This window comes from Photobacterium sp. HL06 (genome assembly GCF_059552575.1).
Genome location: NZ_CM183915.1, coordinates 2,049,347 through 2,066,807 on the forward strand (window position 1 = coordinate 2,049,347; position 17,461 = coordinate 2,066,807).

Annotated in this window: 16 protein-coding genes; 10 read left to right on the forward strand and 6 right to left on the reverse strand. The window is 44.0% G+C overall.

The genetic code is table 11. The features are described 5' to 3' along the window. The first annotated feature begins 362 nt into the window (after positions 1–362). The 5 genes from phhA (at position 363) to AC51G0_RS27020 (ending at position 5,639) form a co-directional block, all read left to right on the forward strand. The gene (gene phhA, locus AC51G0_RS27000; RefSeq protein ID WP_496302646.1) at positions 363–1,175 is read left to right on the forward strand and encodes a phenylalanine 4-monooxygenase; all 813 of its coding nucleotides are present in this window, start codon (positions 363–365) and stop codon (positions 1,173–1,175) included. After that, positions 1,168–1,518 (forward strand): 4a-hydroxytetrahydrobiopterin dehydratase, encoded by a 351-nt coding sequence (locus AC51G0_RS27005; RefSeq protein ID WP_496302647.1) that lies wholly within the window; start codon positions 1,168–1,170, stop codon positions 1,516–1,518. Before phhA ends, AC51G0_RS27005 begins: the two co-directional genes overlap by 8 nt. Positions 1,519–2,051: 533 nt before the next feature. Continuing rightward, on the forward strand, positions 2,052–3,371 hold the full coding sequence (locus tag AC51G0_RS27010; RefSeq protein WP_496302648.1) for a PqiA/YebS family transporter subunit: 1,320 nt from the start codon (positions 2,052–2,054) through the stop codon (positions 3,369–3,371). 34 nt (positions 3,372–3,405) lie between these two features. Then, positions 3,406–5,052, forward strand: a complete 1,647-nt coding sequence (gene pqiB, locus AC51G0_RS27015) for an intermembrane transport protein PqiB (protein ID WP_496302649.1) — start codon at positions 3,406–3,408, stop codon at positions 5,050–5,052. Further along, complete coding sequence (locus AC51G0_RS27020) at positions 5,052–5,639, forward strand: PqiC family protein (protein ID WP_496302650.1); 588 nt, start codon at positions 5,052–5,054, stop codon at positions 5,637–5,639. Before pqiB ends, AC51G0_RS27020 begins: the two co-directional genes overlap by 1 nt. A gap of 81 nt (positions 5,640–5,720) precedes the next feature. On the opposite strand, the gene AC51G0_RS27025 is transcribed toward AC51G0_RS27020, so the two are convergent. Further along, entirely contained in the window at positions 5,721–6,716 is a 996-nt protein-coding gene (locus AC51G0_RS27025) for an NADP-dependent oxidoreductase (protein ID WP_496302651.1), read from the reverse strand. 196 nt (positions 6,717–6,912) lie between these two features. On the opposite strand from AC51G0_RS27025, the gene AC51G0_RS27030 reads away from it, so the two are divergent. Continuing rightward, positions 6,913–7,335: a MarR family winged helix-turn-helix transcriptional regulator gene (locus tag AC51G0_RS27030; RefSeq protein WP_496302652.1), complete on the forward strand. Its 423-nt coding sequence runs from the start codon at positions 6,913–6,915 to the stop codon at positions 7,333–7,335. A gap of 79 nt (positions 7,336–7,414) precedes the next feature. Here AC51G0_RS27030 and AC51G0_RS27035 read toward each other — a convergent pair whose 3' ends face one another. Then, positions 7,415–7,630 carry an acetyltransferase gene (locus AC51G0_RS27035; protein ID WP_496302653.1) on the reverse strand — a complete coding sequence of 72 codons (216 nt, stop codon included), beginning with the start codon at positions 7,628–7,630 and terminating at the stop codon, positions 7,415–7,417. Positions 7,631–7,850: 220 nt separating this feature from the next. Here AC51G0_RS27035 and AC51G0_RS27040 point away from each other — a divergent pair, with 220 nt between their 5' ends. Further along, complete coding sequence (locus AC51G0_RS27040; protein WP_496302654.1) at positions 7,851–8,756, forward strand: ROK family protein; 906 nt, start codon at positions 7,851–7,853, stop codon at positions 8,754–8,756. Positions 8,757–8,829: 73 nt separating this feature from the next. On the opposite strand, the gene AC51G0_RS27045 is transcribed toward AC51G0_RS27040, so the two are convergent. Continuing rightward, positions 8,830–9,882, reverse strand: coding sequence for a hypothetical protein (locus AC51G0_RS27045; protein ID WP_496302655.1), 1,053 nt, complete (start codon positions 9,880–9,882; stop codon positions 8,830–8,832). Between the two features lie 4 nt (positions 9,883–9,886). Then, positions 9,887–10,369, reverse strand: a complete 483-nt coding sequence (locus tag AC51G0_RS27050; protein WP_496302656.1) for a hypothetical protein — start codon at positions 10,367–10,369, stop codon at positions 9,887–9,889. Between the two features lie 103 nt (positions 10,370–10,472). On the opposite strand from AC51G0_RS27050, the gene AC51G0_RS27055 reads away from it, so the two are divergent. The 3 genes from AC51G0_RS27055 (at position 10,473) to AC51G0_RS27065 (ending at position 15,652) form a co-directional block, all read left to right on the forward strand. Continuing rightward, positions 10,473–13,139 carry a hybrid sensor histidine kinase/response regulator gene (locus tag AC51G0_RS27055; RefSeq protein WP_496302657.1) on the forward strand — a complete coding sequence of 889 codons (2,667 nt, stop codon included), beginning with the start codon at positions 10,473–10,475 and terminating at the stop codon, positions 13,137–13,139. Between the two features lie 1,275 nt (positions 13,140–14,414). Further along, the gene (locus AC51G0_RS27060) at positions 14,415–14,699 is read left to right on the forward strand and encodes a hypothetical protein (RefSeq protein ID WP_496302658.1); all 285 of its coding nucleotides are present in this window, start codon (positions 14,415–14,417) and stop codon (positions 14,697–14,699) included. A gap of 377 nt (positions 14,700–15,076) precedes the next feature. Continuing rightward, positions 15,077–15,652 carry a porin family protein gene (locus AC51G0_RS27065; RefSeq protein ID WP_496302659.1) on the forward strand — a complete coding sequence of 192 codons (576 nt, stop codon included), beginning with the start codon at positions 15,077–15,079 and terminating at the stop codon, positions 15,650–15,652. A gap of 182 nt (positions 15,653–15,834) precedes the next feature. Here the strand turns inward: AC51G0_RS27065 and AC51G0_RS27070 are convergent, their stop codons facing one another. Next, a complete protein-coding gene (locus tag AC51G0_RS27070; RefSeq protein WP_496302660.1) occupies positions 15,835–16,278 on the reverse strand; it encodes a hypothetical protein in 444 nt (147 codons plus the stop codon). A gap of 105 nt (positions 16,279–16,383) precedes the next feature. Continuing rightward, on the reverse strand, positions 16,384–17,340 hold the full coding sequence (gene ylqF, locus AC51G0_RS27075; RefSeq protein ID WP_496302662.1) for a ribosome biogenesis GTPase YlqF: 957 nt from the start codon (positions 17,338–17,340) through the stop codon (positions 16,384–16,386). Positions 17,341–17,461: the final 121 nt, after the last annotated feature.

The following is a 17,461-nucleotide window of genomic DNA, read 5'->3' on the forward strand; positions in this document are numbered from 1 at the left end:
TCCTTAAGGTTAACGTTTTGTTAAGTCAATATATTAACTCTGGCTGAGCACTGGCAAACAAGCAACTAAATCCAATATTTTTTATCCTTGTTAGTGTGCGGATAGTTTTACATAAAACTCTATTTATCAATCTTATAGTAATGGCTACTGTGATCGACCGTGAAGAGAGGCTCAGAAGAGCAACGCAAAAATGAATGTAAAAATATTGTTACAGTTATGGTTTTTTATGATTTTTACGAAGTGGTTCCATAGCAACCAGTAAAGCACCTAACCTTAATAAAGATAGAGGGATTTCAGTATTGGAGATGGGAATAATTGAAGATTGCCAGGGTGAGGCGAACAGACAATAAGTAGGTTATTTTATGGGTGTAGCGAATAAATATATTTCGAAGAAGCCAGATGAAAACGGTTTTATTGACTGGAGCGAAGAAGAAAATCAGATCTGGCATGATTTGGTGATACGCCAACTCAACAGTATTGATGGCCGAGCCTGTGATGAATACATTTCAGGGCTGGACTTACTTAATCTGCCTCATGACCGGGTGCCTCAACTCGAAGAAATTAATCGGGTGCTACGGGCTACGACGGGCTGGGAGTGCGTCGAAGTACCGGCGTTGATCAATTTTGATCGCTTCTTCAGCATGCTCTCGAATAAGCAGTTTCCGGTTGCAACTTTTTTACGGTGCCGCGAAGAGTTTGATTATTTGCAGGAGCCAGATTTCTTCCATGAGATCTTTGGCCATTGTGCGATGCTGACTAACCCGGCTTTTGCGGAATTTACCCATACCTATGGACGGTTGGGGTATGAAGCAAGCAAAGAAGATCGAGTGTACTTGGCTCGCTTGTATTGGTTTACTGTTGAGTTCGGCTTGCTACGGCGTGATGGCAATCTAAGAATATATGGCGGAGGGATTTTGTCATCCCCAGGAGAGACAGAGTACGCTGTAACCAGCGATAAACCCATTTACCGCCCATTTGATCCGGTTGACATAATGCGTACTCCATATCGAATCGACATTATGCAGCCAATATACTTTGTGCTCGATAGTATTGAACAACTTTATGACTTGGCCCAGCAAGACATCATGAGTATGGTGCTCGAGGCTCAATCATTAGGCTTGCATGAGCCTATGTTTCCACCGAAAAATAAGGAGATTGTGGGAGACTATGTCTGAATTACATGAATTGAAATGTGAAGCCTGCCAGGTAGGTGCGCCAATGGTCACAAGCCGTGAACTCATTGAACTTTCCCAGAACATACCACAATGGGATGTGTTCGAGCGAGAAGGGATCAAACAGCTTGAGCGGGCCTATAAGTTTAAGAATTTTAAGCAAGCGTGGGCCTTCACTGACAAGGTTGCAGAGCTCGCGGAAGAGGAGTTCCATCATCCTGCGATTACCTTGGAGTGGGGGAGAGTAACGGTCTGCTGGTGGAGCCATTCAGTCAAAGGCTTACATAAAAATGATTTCATCTGTGCGGCAAAAACCGATTTTGCATACCAATCACTGAATACGTAATTGTAAGACGGCTATTGTTCCATATAACCATAACATTTATATGGTCAATGAATTGTTAACTATAATAATGAGTAGTAGTGTTATACGTTCGCTTTTATGTTTTATCGGTTCAAGTAGTAGCGGTAGAAATGCCAGCCATAATTGAACATTGAAGTACGGAAGTGTTGACGCCGTTACCGATTGTTGAATGACTTTGATCCATCCAAAAGTAGATTTGCTCGTATGAGCTTCGTAGTAACTAGACGTTCACTTTATCTTGCTTAATTTAACCTCCCTGCAGGGAGGTTTTTTATCTTCAGGCTTAAGTACTTTCTTTAAATCAATCGCTTGGCATCAGTTTGGGCTTCTTTGGCAGGTTGGTACTTTCATCGCTTTACGTCAGCACTACATTTTATTTCTCTCCTCTCTTCCTTAGGCATGTCAGAACCGAAGGATCTATCAGGTTGTATCTAAAGACTTTATCTTAATTGGGTTCGGGTATTTTGCTGAGGTTTTCTATACTCAGTTGATAAGTGTAGAGATAAAGGCTGCCGATGAGCGAACAACAGGCATCTAAAGTGCTAGTGGGCTGTGAAGAATGTGGCTTGGTAACAGAGCTGCCTGCGCTGAATGATGGGCAGAAAGCATCATGCCCCCGTTGTGGTCATACTCTGGCAAAACATATCAGCCTGCCATTCCAGCGGCCACTTTCCTATGGTGTTGCCTGCTTGATTATGCTGGTGCTGAGCATCAGCTTTCCGTTTATGTCCTTTAGTGTGCAGGGGATAAGCCAGGAAATTACGCTGCTTCATGCAGCCCAGATGCTGAGTAATTTTAAAAATAGCTTGCTAGCTGCATTGCTATTGCTAACCGTGGTGATCTTGCCGGGTATGTATATCTCGGCCGTGCTTTATCTCTATTGGGTAGCGAGAAAACTCTCACTCTCTCCAGGTTCATTAACCGTCGGCCCGTACAAGAAACGCTTGTGCCGCGGAATGTTAACCATCGAGCCTTGGTTAATGGTTGATGTATTTTTGATTGGTGTACTCGTCAGCTTGATTAAGATTGCATCACTAGCTGATGTCGGCTTGGGAATGTCGTTCTGGGCGTTTTGTATTTACACCATGTTGGTTGTCAAGTGTGTCTCTATGGTCGATAGAACCTGGCTATGGCTGCAGTTTGTACCTATGTGCCCCTTACCCGGTGTCAAAGTCGGTGATAGCCATCATTCTATTAACCATGTTAGTTGCCATACCTGCTCTCAGCTTAACCCGTTACCTCAAGCTTCTCACGCTCGGTGTATTCGCTGTAACGGTATTCTTCATCCTTATAATCCGCGCCGTAGCCTGCAACGCTCCTGGGCATTGTTGTTTGCCGCCATTGTTTTTTTTGTTCCGGCTAACCTATACCCAATGATGTTCACTGTTAGTTTGGGTAACTCAGAGGGTTCAACGATTATGGGGGGCGTGGTTTTATTGTGGCAACTAGGCTCATATCCCATTGCCGCTGTTATTTTCCTAGCCAGTATTGTGATCCCGCTGGCTAAGATTTTTGCGCTGAGTTGGCTGTACGTAAATGCACAGCGTGTCGGGGATAGCGATGAACGCCAAGCCATTCAGCGATTGCGGTTATATCGGATGACCGAGCTAATAGGGCGTTGGTCAATGATTGATATTTTTGTGGTGGCCATTTTAGTGGCTTTGGTTCAACTGCAAAACTTAATGGCTATTTTTCCGGGCCCCGCAGCGCTGTCGTTTGCTAGCGTTGTCATTTTAACCATGCTGTCGGCAATGATGTTTGATCCAAGAATTTTCTGGACGGATCCGGAACGAAAGATCCCCCCGAAAATAGAAAGTATGCAGCATGAGAAATAGCCAGTGGTAATTAATTATAAAGAGAAGCCAAATTATGAGTGAAGACGTGCCGGAAAAGGCAGAAGTGCAAGATCTTAAACAGATTTCCTCTATCTGGCTTGTTCCCGTGATTGCTGTTGCAATAGGGATCTGGATGTTGGTTCAATACATAGGCAGCAAGGGGCCAGAGGTAACGCTAAGACTGAGTACTGCGGAGGGGATTGAAGTAGGCAAAACCGAAGTGAAAGCGCTCAACGTGAGAGTGGGAGTTGTTACAGATGTGCGCCTGAACGATGACTACAGCGCGATTGTTGCCATTGTACAGGTTGATAAAGATGCGGCTCGAATGCTTAAGGAAGATACCTTGTTCTGGGTCGTCAAACCAAGGATTGGCAAAGGAGGTGTCTCCGGCCTCGATACGTTATTGTCTGGGGCCTATATTCAACTTCAGCCAGGTGTTAAGAAAAAGAAAAAATTAGACTTTACCGTGCTAGAGGTGCCGCCAGTTGCACCGCCTGATGCACAGGGGATCCGGCTGGTTTTATATCATAACGAAGCGGGTAAGTTGGGAGTGGGGGATCCAGTTCTGTATGAAGGCTTTACCGTGGGGAGGGTAGAAAAAGTCACTTTTGATCCCGAAGCAAAGAAAGCCAATTACCAGCTATTTATTTTTGAGCCCTATAACAGCCTTATCCGTAAGCGAACCCGATTCTGGTTAACATCAGGTGTGGATTTGCAGATGTCTGCGGAAGGTTTCAACCTGAAGATTGGTTCAATTGAATCACTGATCACGGGTGGGGTAAGTTTTAGGGTACCGAAAGGTAATGAGCCTGGTGAGCTGATCACCAAGGATATGAGTCGGTATAGGCTCTATAACAATTTGAAGCAGGTAAAAGAGCGTTTCTTTGATGAATACCTGGAATATGTGATGTTGTTCGATGAGTCAGTTCGAGGTTTAAATGCCGGAGCGCCCGTTGAATACCGAGGGATACGAATTGGTACCGTTAGAAAAGTCCCGCTGGAATTACCACGGGCAGAGAGTGGCTTTGCAAGTAAGCAGATCCCGGTACTGGTTCGTATCGAACTGGGTCGCATTTATGATCATGTTAACTTTGACACTTTGCCGCAACTAAAGGTTAACCTGGAAAGAGAGTTCAAAGCCGGGCTCCGAGCCACGCTTAAGACAGGTAGCCTGTTGACGGGTGCATTGCTGGTTGATACTGAAGTATACCCAGAAGAGGTGCCGCCTGAGTTATCTCGTTATGGTGACTATGATATTTTCCCAACCAAAGCCGGGGGCTTTGCAGAAATTCAAAAGCAAATCAGTGCCATATTAAGCAAGATAAATAACCTGCCAGTTGAAGATACGCTACTGAGCTTAAATAGCAGTTTGAATGCATCGCAGAGAACATTGCAGGCAGCTGAGAAAATGGCAAACGAGCTAGCTGTTATATTGGCGAAGAAAGATACCCAGGCCATCCCCGGAGAAGTACGGGATAGTTTGCAGCAGATCCAGAATACACTAAATGGTTTTGGGCCCGATGCCGAACCGTACCGGAACCTGGAACAGGCATTATCACGCTTTGAACAGGTGATGACAGAGCTTCAGCCTGTACTTCGGCAGCTAAATGACAAGCCAAATTCATTGATCTTTTCGGGAGAGAAAGCGAAAGATCCAATTCCGGTTGGGGGGATTAAATAATGCAGAAATGGCTAACACTATTGGTTGGTATATTAGCAGGATGCAGTAGCCAACCAGAGCAAGTCAGCAATACTTATCTGCTGCCCTCTGGCGGGCAGGAAATGGCAACAGTGATTGCCACGAACCAGCCACTGCTGGTGGTTCGTCCGGTTGAGATGGCAGAGCACTTATCGGGTAATGGATTGGTTTATCAGCTAAGTGAAACAGAAGTGGTGCAAGCACAACAAAATTTATGGGCCGAAAGTATCAGTAAACAGCTAACACGTAGGATTAACCATGATCTTCGCCAGAAGCAAACCAAGTATTGGCCGACAGAGCTAACACCTGCACTGACAACTTCTGGGGTTCCACGGCTACAGGTAAAAGTCAGCCAGTTTAACGGGCATTATTCTGGAATGGCCAAAGTGAGTGGAGAATGGCTGTTGCTCGATGGAGAAGGAACCCTTCAAGGGGTCTACCCCTTTTCCTATCAGGTGCCATTGGAGCAAGATGGTTATGATGCTCAGGTTAAAGCACTGTCGGAAGGGATTAACCGATTAACCACACAGATTGCACAGCGCTTGTCGATGTACTCATCGAACACTTAATCTAATTAAATTAACCTGTTGGAATTAATGAGGGAGCAAAGTGCTCCCTCAAAAAAACAAATTATCCAGTAGGTAACGAAATTATAGTTTTACCAGCATCTTGCCTTTGTTTTTACCCTCGAACAGGCCGATGAATGCTTCAGGCGCTTTGTCTAACCCGTCATACACAGTTTCTTCCCATTTGATCTTGCCTTCGGTAATCCATTGGCCCATCTGTTGGGCAAACTCTGAATAATGGCTCCAGTGATCAAAGACGATAAAGCCCTGCATCTTCAGCTTTTTGATGATCACCATAGCCATGTTGCTTGGGCCTGGCTGTGGCTCGGTGGCATTGTATTGGGAGATCAAGCCACATACAGCGATTCGGCCATAGTCATTCATATTGTTTAGTGCGGCTTCTAGATGTTCTCCACCGACATTCTCGAAGTAAACGTCAATGCCTTGCGGCGCAGCGTCTGCCAGTGCTTGTGTCAGGTTGTCTGTGGTTTTGTAATTAATAACGGCATCGACACCCATTTCTTTGAGCAATTGCACTTTTTCATCAGAGCCAGCGGAGCCAACAACCCTGCAGCCATGCAGTTTAGCAATTTGGCAAGCGACGCTACCAACAGCACCGGATGCTGCCGAGATAAAGACAGTATCTGTCGGTTTTAGCTCGGCGATACGGAATAGGCCAGTCCAAGCTGTCATACCCGGCATTCCCATGATGCCGAGGAAGCTCTGTAACGGAAGAGGTGTCGACGGAATTGGCGTTAATCCGTTACCGTCACTAATAAAGTGGCTCCGCCAGCCTAGCATACTGCTAACCTTGGTACCGACGGGAAAGTGAGGGTTTTGAGATTCAATAACCTCGCCAATGGCACCGCCGTCAAGTGCCTTGCCGATTTCGAAAGGAGCGACATAACTTTTACGGTCAATCATCCTGCCACGCATGTACGGGTCGACTGACATCCAGAGGTTCTTTACAAGTACCTCACCTTCTTCAAGGCTGGGTAGTTCAGCATTCTCCAGCGAGAAATTCTCTGTTGTCGGTGTGCCTTCTGGGCGTGATGCAAGGTGGATTTCTTGTATGTTCATAGTTTTCCTTTCGCTGAGTGATTCAGTCGTATAGTAGTTGCCTTGCAAACTATTTGTGCGCAAAGTATTTGTGTTTTTTAAACTAGCTTGAAAAAAAGGGCTTGGCAAGTACTTAGTGTGAGAATGTTTTGTGCGCAAAGTATTTGGTAACAATCGACTTTGCGGTATGATGCGCAGGTTAGCCAAAGGAGATTTCATGTCACAGAAGTTGTCAGATAACGTTTGTTTTGCCCTGTATACCGCAACGAATGCCTTGGTACGGGCTTATCGACCATTGCTTGATGAGTTTGACCTCACTTATCCGCAATATATTGTGATGCAGTCTTTATGGTATAACGATGGCGTTAGCCTGACTGAGTTATCACAAGATACCCGGCTCGATCCCGGCACATTAACGCCGATAGTTAAGCGGTTAGAAGGTAAGGTTTTACTGACTCGTCAGGTGTCTCAAGTTGATGAGCGGAAGAAGGTGATAGCATTGACCGAGCTTGGCTATGAGTTACGGGAAAAAGCGAAAAACCTGAAACAACAACTTGAGCAGAAATCCAATATGGATCCTGCCAAAGTCGAAGAGCTGAGGTTACATTGCTTGGAGCTTGCTAAGAATTTGCAGCGGTAGTAGGTATACAGTGAATGCTGTACTCGCCACCGTGCTAAACAAGCCTGATGGCGAGTTGCCTGGTTACCTGATTACTTGGTTATTTGTGCTGGAAGCGGTAATAGCCATTTATCCAGCATTCAGGAAGCTCCTCCCCTGAAGGGAAAGCCAGTTCTTGCTTATCTATTGCGACAGGATCGGCAAGATCTTCCCCTGATTGGAACTGAACTGTGACATTCTGTGAGAAAGGATTGATCAGTGATGCCATATCAACAACATCGACTAAATCTCCAGTCCGTGCCTCTTTCAAAAACATACCGAGAGCCTCCACCGTTACGTAATGATATCGCTTAACGGTTTAAGTATGGTCGATTTTGCTGTAGTTGGTGCTCAAAGGGCTTCGGAACAGTAACGTCAGCTTCACTTGTGATTAATCACCTATTTTGTTGGTGGGCTAACACAATGATCTTTCATCAAGCTTTAGTATATCCGTTTAGATGAATTTAATTTGATTGCTATAAACCAGTGGAGTTGGAATGAGCCGTTATTATTGGGGCATTGATTTGGGCGGAACGAAAATAGAATGTGCCGTGATGTCTTATCATGATGATCAGTGTGTTCTACGCGAGCGAATTGCAACAGAGGGTGATAAGGGGTATGAGCATGTTCTACAACGGATCAAGTTGTTGATTGAGCAATGCGCCGAAAAAGTAGGTGAGTCTCCGGCAATCGTTGGTTTTGGAACACCTGGTACATTGGATCCGCAAACGGGGTTGATGAAGAACTGTAACTCGACATCACTGAACGATAAGCCACTCGATATAGATCTCGAAACACTATTGCAGATACCCGTGAAGCTAGCAAATGATGCCAACTGTTTTGCACTGGCAGAGGCCTGCTTAGGTATTGTTCCACAGATTAAGCCTGATGCGGAGGTAGTATTTGGGATCATCATGGGGACAGGCGTAGGCTCTGGCGTTGTGGTTAACGGTAAATTGATCAATGGCCGACATGGCATTGCCGGGGAATGGGGGCATAATGTTCTCGAACCCAATGGTGCGCCTTGCTACTGCGGAAAATCAGGCTGCCTGGAAACTGTTATTTCGGGAAAAGGCCTGGAAGCTTATTACCAAAAACTTGCGAACCAAGCTGCAACATTGCCGGAGATTGTTGAGTTGGCCGAGGCAGGGGAAAGCTATGCCCAGCATACCTTAACCCGACTAATTGAGAAGTTTGGCTTAGCTGTCGCACAGATCATCAATGTGATTGACCCTGATGTGATTGTTGTCGGGGGCGGGGTCGGTAATATCGATGCCCTATACGAGTACGGGCCGAAGGCGATTCAGCGCCATTTGTTTAACCCGGTTCTTGATACCCAAATTGTAAAACCTGCGCTTGGCGATAGTGCAGGTGTATTTGGTGCTGCTATGTTGGTGAAATAAAGGCTAGATAAATGACAAGAATTGGAAGAGGCGATTGCGCCTCTTCTCTTTATGGATAGTTTCTTTGGAGGAACTAGAAAACAAAATTTAGCATCAGGGTATAGAGTTGGGCATCCTTGTCTTCCCCTGTCAGTTTGGGCGGAATAACAAATTGCCCTGTTTGGTATTTATCATAGTCATCGCTCGCCATGTAAATACCCTGCCATTCAGCGTTTAGTGAGATGGAGTAGGTGATGTCGTACCGTAACCCCGCAGTCACGCTATTAGTTTTCCTCCGATGGTGGCTTTCACCATACACAAGGTAAGGGGTAAATTTATCAATATGATAGGAGCCGCTCAGATACCAGTTTGACTGAATACTATCGGTTTGCACCTCGGTCATGAATTGCCACTTATCAAAAGAGTATTCACCACCTAAGGTATAAATATTTAGGATGTTCTCTGAGAGGGCATCAGCGGGAGTCGTCGTAAATTTAGCATGCATATAGCCGAAATGAACGCGATAATTGAAGCCGTTGAGGTCTACCGAGATGCCCGCGACTCGGTCAGTGTCAAAACATAGCTTTGCATCACCGACTTCTGTTTTATTTTCCCGTTCTAGGCCATAGTAAGGTGAGGCTGTCATAACTAATTCGTCATAAATCTCGTAATCCCAGGAAATAGAGAGCCCGTCATAAAAAGTAAAGCCTAAGATACTGTCATACACTTCTTGAGGGGGGCGACTCCATGGGAAAGCTTGACCAACGTAATAGTATTCTGAGACTAAAAAGAGCGGGAGACGTAACCGTCCTCCTTTGAATGAAAAATCCTCATATTGATAAGCAAGATAGGCCCACTCCACTTCAGGATCAGACCACTCATCTTGTGGGCGTTTAACGACTTGTAAGGAGGCGTTGAGTTCATCAATAATTGCCCAGTCAGCTTGAAGGCCAAAAATGGTGTCGCAGTCATAGCAGGTGTCGTCGTTAATTTCTCGGTGTACGAATAATGGTGTACTGTTATTTGATTGTGTGATCGACGTTGAGCCAAAACCGCTGATGGAAAAGTTGTCTGCCACTTTAATTGCGGCATTTGATGAGAATGCTAACCCTAAAATAGGCAGTAGTAATAGTATTGAAAGCTTCATAATCTTACTCTCCTTGTAAGATTGTGATAAGAATATTGGCATTGTTCGGTACTGCACTCACTGGCGCATAGGCAATGCCATTGGGATTTTGGTTTAGCCATTCCAGAATATCTTTTATGTCGTCACTGTTGAGTTCTTCAGGAGGTGTTCCCTTGCCAGAAAAAGACAAGCTTGCCCAATAGCCATTCATTTGGGAAATGGATTTTCCAAGTAACATATTGTAAAAGTCTTCCCGCAGAATAGAGTTGTCAGGCAAATCAACTAAAACGATTTTAATGCTGCCATTAAGTTTTTTAGTTCTTCCTTTGTATAGCATCCTTGTCTTGCTTTTACTGAGTGCCGGGATCTCATCGTTAAGTGAAAAAACAGCAAACTCGACATCTTTTTCACTTTTATTGTTAGCTAATGTAAAAAACGAGAGGAACAATAGAGATGCTCCTACAGCAACAAGGGAAATAAAACTTTTAGAGTTCAGTCCTTTGCACATCAAAAAATTCCATTTATCCTAAATAAATCCTACTATGAATAATAGTATACATTGATGTGACTACAAATAGGCATATGAGAAGGTTCACGTTCAAGGAGATGATATGGGCCTGTTAAATAGAATTTCAATAAAAATAAGGCTGTTGCTTCTAGTCGTGTTGCCATTGACATTTTCCTCTGTTTTCACGGGGATAGAGCTAAGTGAACTGTATAGAAATGTTCAATCTTTAAATATCTTGAGTGCTAGAGTGCAATTATTGGATGAAACGTCGATTTTTGCGACATCGGTTCACAAATTGAGGGCGAGCCGGCTGCAACAACAGGATAACCTTAAGGAAAAAAGTCAGGCGATTGAAGCCGCATCACAATTTTCAACTCTTATTGATAGTGCTTTTAATTCCACCGAGAAAATGGAGATCTCTACGGTTGGCTCAGACATGATGGAAGTTCTGAATGATTTTGAAGGTGTCGCTAAAGAAGATATTAATGATTGGTCTGACTGGGCGTCCGACTTAGTTGAGCAATCATTGGAACAGTTGGAAAAAAGCACTCTGGCGATTGGGAATGTCGAAATTGAACAAAAACTATCAATCCTCTATCAGTTGCAGTGGCTGCAGTATTGGGCACAGCAAGAAAATTGGTATGTGCACTTACTCAATGAGGAAGCAACAAGAGATGAATATTATCAGAGCTTATTGGTTGCAATCATAGAAAGACAACAACTTTTTATTGAACGTTATTTATCAATTAATGCCACACCAGAACAAATCGAATTATTGAGTCGAACATTCGCTAACCCGGCGTTTGCCAAGAGCTATCAATTACGTAGTGCTATGTTGGCTGGTGAAGAGTCGGGTAAGGATATTTCACATGGACTGAAAGCGTTTAATGAGCGCTTTCGGTTGATTCAATTTGTGGTCAATGAGGTTAGCCAACAATTAACTGCTGAAATCAATCATTCAATTGCCCAAGCCAAACAACTGATGTCTATTTATCTTGTGGCGATTTTGCTGTCTCTTATCGTTATGTGTTATTTGGGTTCTAATTTAGCTCGAAGGGTTATTTCATACCTTGGCCACATACTTAAGACAATGGCTAAGATTGAAGAGCAATCTAACAGTGAATTGAGAATCAAGGAAGATGGTAATGATGAATTTACGGTCTTTACCAGGCAGCTGAATGTATTGATTGAAGAGCGCTGTCAAAATCAGTCGAACCTTCTAAAAGCTAAGGATGAAGCGGAAAAAGCCAACATGGCGAAAAGCACATTCCTAGCCAATATGTCCCATGAAATACGCACACCATTGAATGGTATTATTGGGATGTCGGGAATCCTCGCTGATACTGAGTTAAATCCCTCCCAAACTGAATATCTTCAAACAATTGAAACCTCATCCCAAACATTGCTGTTATTGATCAATGATATCTTGGACTTGTCGAAAATTGAGTCGGGCAACCTAGTGCTAGCGCCTAATGAATGTAATATCAGTGAGGTAGCCTATGACACTATGAGTATTGTATTAGCCCGAGCGACGGAATCACGGTTGAATTTACGGGTTAAGCTTGCTCCAAACATACCGCAATCGGTGATTGTTGATGAGCACCGTCTCCGCCAAGTCTTGATGAACTTGATGTCAAATGCCGTTAAGTTTACGCAGAGTGGTAGCATTACTTTGTCGATAGACTGTCAGCTTAAGCCATCTAATAAAGCTCAATTGCTATTTTCAGTTGATGATACAGGAATTGGTATTGCGAAAGATAAGCAAGCCCATGTATTTGCCCCTTTTGTTCAGGAAGACGGTTCAATTACCCGCCAGTTTGGTGGTACCGGATTAGGGCTGGCTATTTGCCGACAGCTCGTTGAGCTACTGGGGGGAGAAATTCAACTGCAGTCTGAGAAAGGTGTCGGTAGTAACTTTTATTTCACGCTTGAGGTCGAGGTTGATGCTGATGCTGCGGTATCCGCGCCCTTGCAAGATCTTAGTGATAAGCGTTGTTTACTGGTGGGCGATGATCATAATGCCGTTGAAGACATCAATATCGAATGCCAGAAGTGGGGGTTAATGACTGAAATCAGTAAGGAATTGGCGAATGCCGCTTCCGGCAATTACGATTTAGTCTTGTATTGCCAGCAAGAACCCGATCAGACGCTTAGGCAGCTCCCATTGATAAGGCAGCAATGCCCTGACGCTGCACTCGTTATATGCTGTAGCCATGGTGATGCGCTCTATGACTTTGGCTCAAATATTGACGGTATTGTCACCCTGCCTCTTCTTGGTCAAAGGTTTACCAAAGCAATATTATCTGCCACTAGTTCAATTACCAGGCGGCAAACTGTTAATCTTGATGCATCGACTGTTAACCAAGACGTAGTACAGCAATCAGAGGCTGATGTGGTATTGATTGTGGAAGATAACTTAGTAAACCAGAAGGTAGCATCGTTGTTCCTAAAAAATGCGGGTTTTCAGTTTGAAGTGGCCAATAATGGGCAAGAAGCCGTAGAGGCCGTGCAGCAAGGAAAGTCTTATACCGCCATTTTGATGGATTGCATGATGCCTGTGATGGACGGGTTTACAGCAACAGAAGAAATCAGACGCTGGGAAAGTGAACTCAATATTACCCGTCGGTTGCCGATCATAGCTTTAACAGCAAGCGTTCTGGATGAGGATATTTGCAGGTGTTATGAAGTAGGGATGGATGATTACATTGCTAAACCATTTAAGAAGGAAGTGCTATTAGAAAAGTTGGACCACTTTGTTCAGTTCGCATAAGCCAGTTCGTTCTGAAATTTGGAAAGAACAGCCGATTTGTGGTTTTGTAGGGGTTGATTATGAGGCTTGCCTTAAAATTATTGCGGCTGTCATGTTCAGAATTCGACATAATTACGACTTTTTTCGACATTTCTTGTAAGAGATCTCTCACAACTGCGTGGGAGATGTGAATGATTTTTTGTGGAAATTTTCCAATGAAAATCAATAATTCCTTCATTATCAGTATGTTACGATCTTATCGCTGCATATTACTAAAGTAAGCAGAAAAAATGTGATCCTCGTATGTTGCTTAGATCTTAAATTAACGTAATCTTTACGGCGTCGGAAGGAACTGACGGAACGGAACAGGAAAGCAGCCAGGGATATTGGCAACCTCAGGATGAGGACGGTAGGTCAGGATGATTTATCGAACATGGACTGTGAAGGGACAATCGGATGGAACCGATATGGCAAATAGGATATTTGCTAGTCAGGACGACAAAACGGACCACTTCAGGATGAAGTTAGGGACACCTCCAGGAAGGAGAAGAGAGTCGGAACAGGAAGCTTCGACGGGTCAAGGTTAGACCGAAAGGACATCTCTAGGATAGAGACAAAAGGACTAAGCTGAAGGAATCAGCAAAATCATGGAATGATGCAGGGAGCACCATAGTAGCCGGATTGCTGCAAGTAAGACCTAAGGGCGCGACGAATGTCGCGCCCGCTCTTTTTGTATCGACAAAAAGTTAATACCAATCAGTTTCCGTACTTGATCATTTTTACTGGCTGAAACCACCAACGATTTATCTCAAAGTCTACCCCCAGTTCATTTTCAATCGAGCCCCTTTGCATGGCATCAGCTGGTCGAATAATGTGCGAATTTTCCCATCACTGGTGCAAAGAAAAATTTAACTATTTTTAACCATCTGATTTTTAGTCAAATACTAGTTGGTACTAAGTTTGCTTTATTAGATATACGGTAGCTTACATGCTCTATGGCTTACTTAGATATTCCACCATAAGAGTATGGGCTGCTGTAACTATGGTACAAATCCTTTGTCGTTTGACTTACAGGCGCTGTTTCCAGTAGCGGGGTAGCAGCGCCTCTTTTTTGTCAGGGTGAAAAGCCGACGATCAGCTGGTTTAATGCGTTAGATGTAGCCCGGTAGAACGAAGCACATTTACTGTTACGTTTTTTATTTGACTGTTTTGTGCATAATATCTCACAATTCCTTGCAAGAAATGTAGGATAATCCCACCCGATTATTCACTTGAATTTGTTCTCTAGAGAGAGTCATGAGTAGTAATAACTTTGTAAAAATTAGTTTAAAAAATGGAATCAAAGACCTTTTCGAAACGCCTGATAGTGAGATTGAAGACCTTTTCGAACTACCGGCGCGTGGGATTGATTACAGTTCAAATCGAGAGGCTTATATAGATAAAACTAAGCTTGTTTGGTTTAAGGTTGATGAAGTAAAAGCAACAATAGCAATGAGCTTTGGTAATATTTGGTCAACGTTACAATTTCCAGACCATGGTGATGAATTTCAGCGAATCAAACGAGAGCTTACAAGTTCGTAGTAAGTGTAGTTTTTGATTTATCAAAATATTTAGACTTTGGTTGTTATTCAACCAAAGTCCAGAATTAGCGTGATTTGACACCACTCAAGCGCCTGTGATCCCCCTTCTTACCAAGCCACGGCTTACCCTCGATTTCACGCATGGTGAAGTAAATCAATGTCCTGATATCAAGATTGAAAGCAGTGAATTGCAAAAGATATTAGATGCTGAACTAGAATCATATGTATTGAAAATTGATGCCGCTTTAGAGTCATTTTCTAACTGTCACGGCCTAGATTAACTGTTCATCCGATGTCAGTGAGAAAACCCTCTTTTAAACCTTTCGGTTATTGTGAGAGCCCGTGGTTAGCGCTGTTTCATATGGTAGGGGATTATAAATGAAAAAAACTCTCATTGGATTAAGTCTATTTTTCGTACTCGCATCTGCGTTAGCAAGCGCAAAATCCTATGGCGGCACATATTACAAAACAGGCGCATACATCGGTGGCTCGTTTGGTAGAACAGAGCTGGATGTGTCAGCAGCAGATCAGTCTTCTCTAGCAAAGCAGGGTGTATCATTCGATGACACCGATACCGGTTTCAAATTGTTCGGTGGTTACCGTATTGATCAAATGGCTGTCGAAGTGTTTTATGCTGATCTCGGTGAGACATCCTTTGGCAGCGGTAGTACAAAAGGAAATACAGAAGCAGACTCCATAGGAGGATCGATTCTGGTGATTTTTCCAGTTAGTAATAGATTTGATCTTTTCGGCAAGGTGGGGGTTCATGCTTGGGATAGTGATTTTTCATCAAATGTTGGGGTTTCTGACAGTGATGATGGAACTGACCCAATGTTTGGTATTGGCGCCGCCTACAATATAAACCAAGTGTCATTCAGTGCTGAATATGAACGATATGAACTGGATAACGTAGACATTGATCTGATGTCACTTGGTGTAGCGTATAGATTCTAACTGCTGGTAGATTTGGTATCTTTTTTTTTGCCACCGTTTAAATGATTTGGTTGATCACAATAATGATCTGGTGAATTACAACAGAAGAGCCCAGCCACGATATGCTGGGTTCTCTGTTCAGATTACGTAGAAATAGCAATGGCTTGGACCTAAGATCCCCCATTGTAGATCGGTGTTAGCAGTTAGCCCGCAGGTTGAGGTGTCGGTGCTTTGGCGGTCTTGGGTTCACAGCGTAGTCCCATCGCATTACCAGAATCAAGCATGTACATGGTGCATGAATAGTCCGTGTTTGAGCGCGGGGTAAACTCGTAGAGTTCGGAGTTCGCAGCCCAGGTGTCCAGCTCGTAGGCAAAGTCAGGCGGCAACAGCCTGATTGCTTTACCCTGGGGGCCTTTAGGGATGCAGGACAACCCCATGTCTTTGCCAGAATCTAGCATGAGCATGATGCAGGCTCGATCAGGGCTTGCTTTGGGGGTGAACTCATAAATCTCGGAGTTTTCCTGCCAGGTGTCCAGCTCATAGGCGTAATCTGGCTTCTGATCGGGTAGGTTCCTGGTCTCACTGTCACAGCCTACTAATGCCATAGAGAACGAGAGGGGCAAAAGAATGGTCAAACGTTTTCTCATGATACTTCCTAGTTAATTAAAAAATGCTGCCAATTGGCAGCATTTTTAGAAGGGAAATCGACAGTTTTGACACTTGATTGCGCATCGCGGAATCAGAGTTTTTATCTATCGTTTGTTGCGTAAGTAGCGTTTTCTGCGCTCTTCTTTCTTTTTAATTTGTTGTTCTTTCTTAATCTCGGCTTCAATCGCAACATTGATCAGCTCTTCAGTGATCATCTCAGGACGTTCCATGGTGATCTGGCCCAGGGTACCGTTGCGAAGTTCATTGATGAGGATTTCAGACGCCTTATGCAGATCAACTCGGCCACCGCCTTTTAGGCAGCCACGTTTGCGGCCGATTTCTTCCATCAACTCGATCTCCGTTTCAGGCAGATCGTCATCAAGGTTGTAGCGTGCCTTGATAAGCTCCGGATAGGCGTCTCTAAGGTATTCGACAGTAAAGAAAGCAACATCAATATAATCCATCGCCGTGTCTTTTACTGCACCTGTAGCTGCAAGACGGAAACCGCTGTGCGGGTTTTCAACCTTCGGCCATAAAATGCCCGGAGTGTCAGAAAGTACGATACCGTTTTGCAGGTTGATGCGCTGCTGCTGGCGTGTAACAGCTGGTTGGTTGCCCGTTACGGCAACGCTACGGCCTGCAAGGGTATTGATAATGGTTGATTTACCGACGTTCGGGATCCCCATGATCATGGTCCGAATGTTCTTGCCCATTTCTTCACGGTGCGGGGCAAGCTTACGGCAAAGCTCGGTAATTTTGTTTACTTCGTTGATATTTTCCGTCGTGATAGCAATCGCTTTTACACCTTGCTCTTTTTCAAGGTGTTCGATCCACATCTGGGTCATTTCAGGATCAGCCAGATCGCGCTTGTTTAGTACTTTAACGACAGGTTTATTATCATTTTGACCGCGGAAAGATTTGATCAGCGGGTTTTCACTACTGAAAGGAATACGCGCATCAAGCACTTCAATAATGACATCGACTTTAGGAATGGCTTCTTCAATTTCTTTGCGAGCCTTGTGCATATGGCCCGGGAACCATTGGATAGTCTGACTACTCATTTGATTTACAACTCTTTTTCTCTGTAACTGTGCTGTTTGCGGTACTAAATGGGGTACTAAAAACACGAGTTAACATATGGGTTTAACAGTTAGTGATCCAGAAAGCTTTTTACAGTCGTTG

Coding starts and splice junctions, on each gene's coding strand:
- phhA (WP_496302646.1), top strand. CDS start 363: ATGGGTGTAGCGAATAAATATATTTCGAAGAAGCCAGATGAAAACGGT.
- AC51G0_RS27005 (WP_496302647.1), top strand. CDS start 1,168: ATGTCTGAATTACATGAATTGAAATGTGAAGCCTGCCAGGTAGGTGCG.
- AC51G0_RS27010 (WP_496302648.1), top strand. CDS start 2,052: ATGAGCGAACAACAGGCATCTAAAGTGCTAGTGGGCTGTGAAGAATGT.
- pqiB (WP_496302649.1), top strand. CDS start 3,406: ATGAGTGAAGACGTGCCGGAAAAGGCAGAAGTGCAAGATCTTAAACAG.
- AC51G0_RS27020 (WP_496302650.1), top strand. CDS start 5,052: ATGCAGAAATGGCTAACACTATTGGTTGGTATATTAGCAGGATGCAGT.
- AC51G0_RS27025 (WP_496302651.1), bottom strand. CDS start 6,716: ATGAACATACAAGAAATCCACCTTGCATCACGCCCAGAAGGCACACCG.
- AC51G0_RS27030 (WP_496302652.1), top strand. CDS start 6,913: ATGTCACAGAAGTTGTCAGATAACGTTTGTTTTGCCCTGTATACCGCA.
- AC51G0_RS27035 (WP_496302653.1), bottom strand. CDS start 7,630: ATGTTTTTGAAAGAGGCACGGACTGGAGATTTAGTCGATGTTGTTGAT.
- AC51G0_RS27040 (WP_496302654.1), top strand. CDS start 7,851: ATGAGCCGTTATTATTGGGGCATTGATTTGGGCGGAACGAAAATAGAA.
- AC51G0_RS27045 (WP_496302655.1), bottom strand. CDS start 9,882: ATGAAGCTTTCAATACTATTACTACTGCCTATTTTAGGGTTAGCATTC.
- AC51G0_RS27050 (WP_496302656.1), bottom strand. CDS start 10,369: ATGTGCAAAGGACTGAACTCTAAAAGTTTTATTTCCCTTGTTGCTGTA.
- AC51G0_RS27055 (WP_496302657.1), top strand. CDS start 10,473: ATGGGCCTGTTAAATAGAATTTCAATAAAAATAAGGCTGTTGCTTCTA.
- AC51G0_RS27060 (WP_496302658.1), top strand. CDS start 14,415: ATGAGTAGTAATAACTTTGTAAAAATTAGTTTAAAAAATGGAATCAAA.
- AC51G0_RS27065 (WP_496302659.1), top strand. CDS start 15,077: ATGAAAAAAACTCTCATTGGATTAAGTCTATTTTTCGTACTCGCATCT.
- AC51G0_RS27070 (WP_496302660.1), bottom strand. CDS start 16,278: ATGAGAAAACGTTTGACCATTCTTTTGCCCCTCTCGTTCTCTATGGCA.
- ylqF (WP_496302662.1), bottom strand. CDS start 17,340: ATGAGTAGTCAGACTATCCAATGGTTCCCGGGCCATATGCACAAGGCT.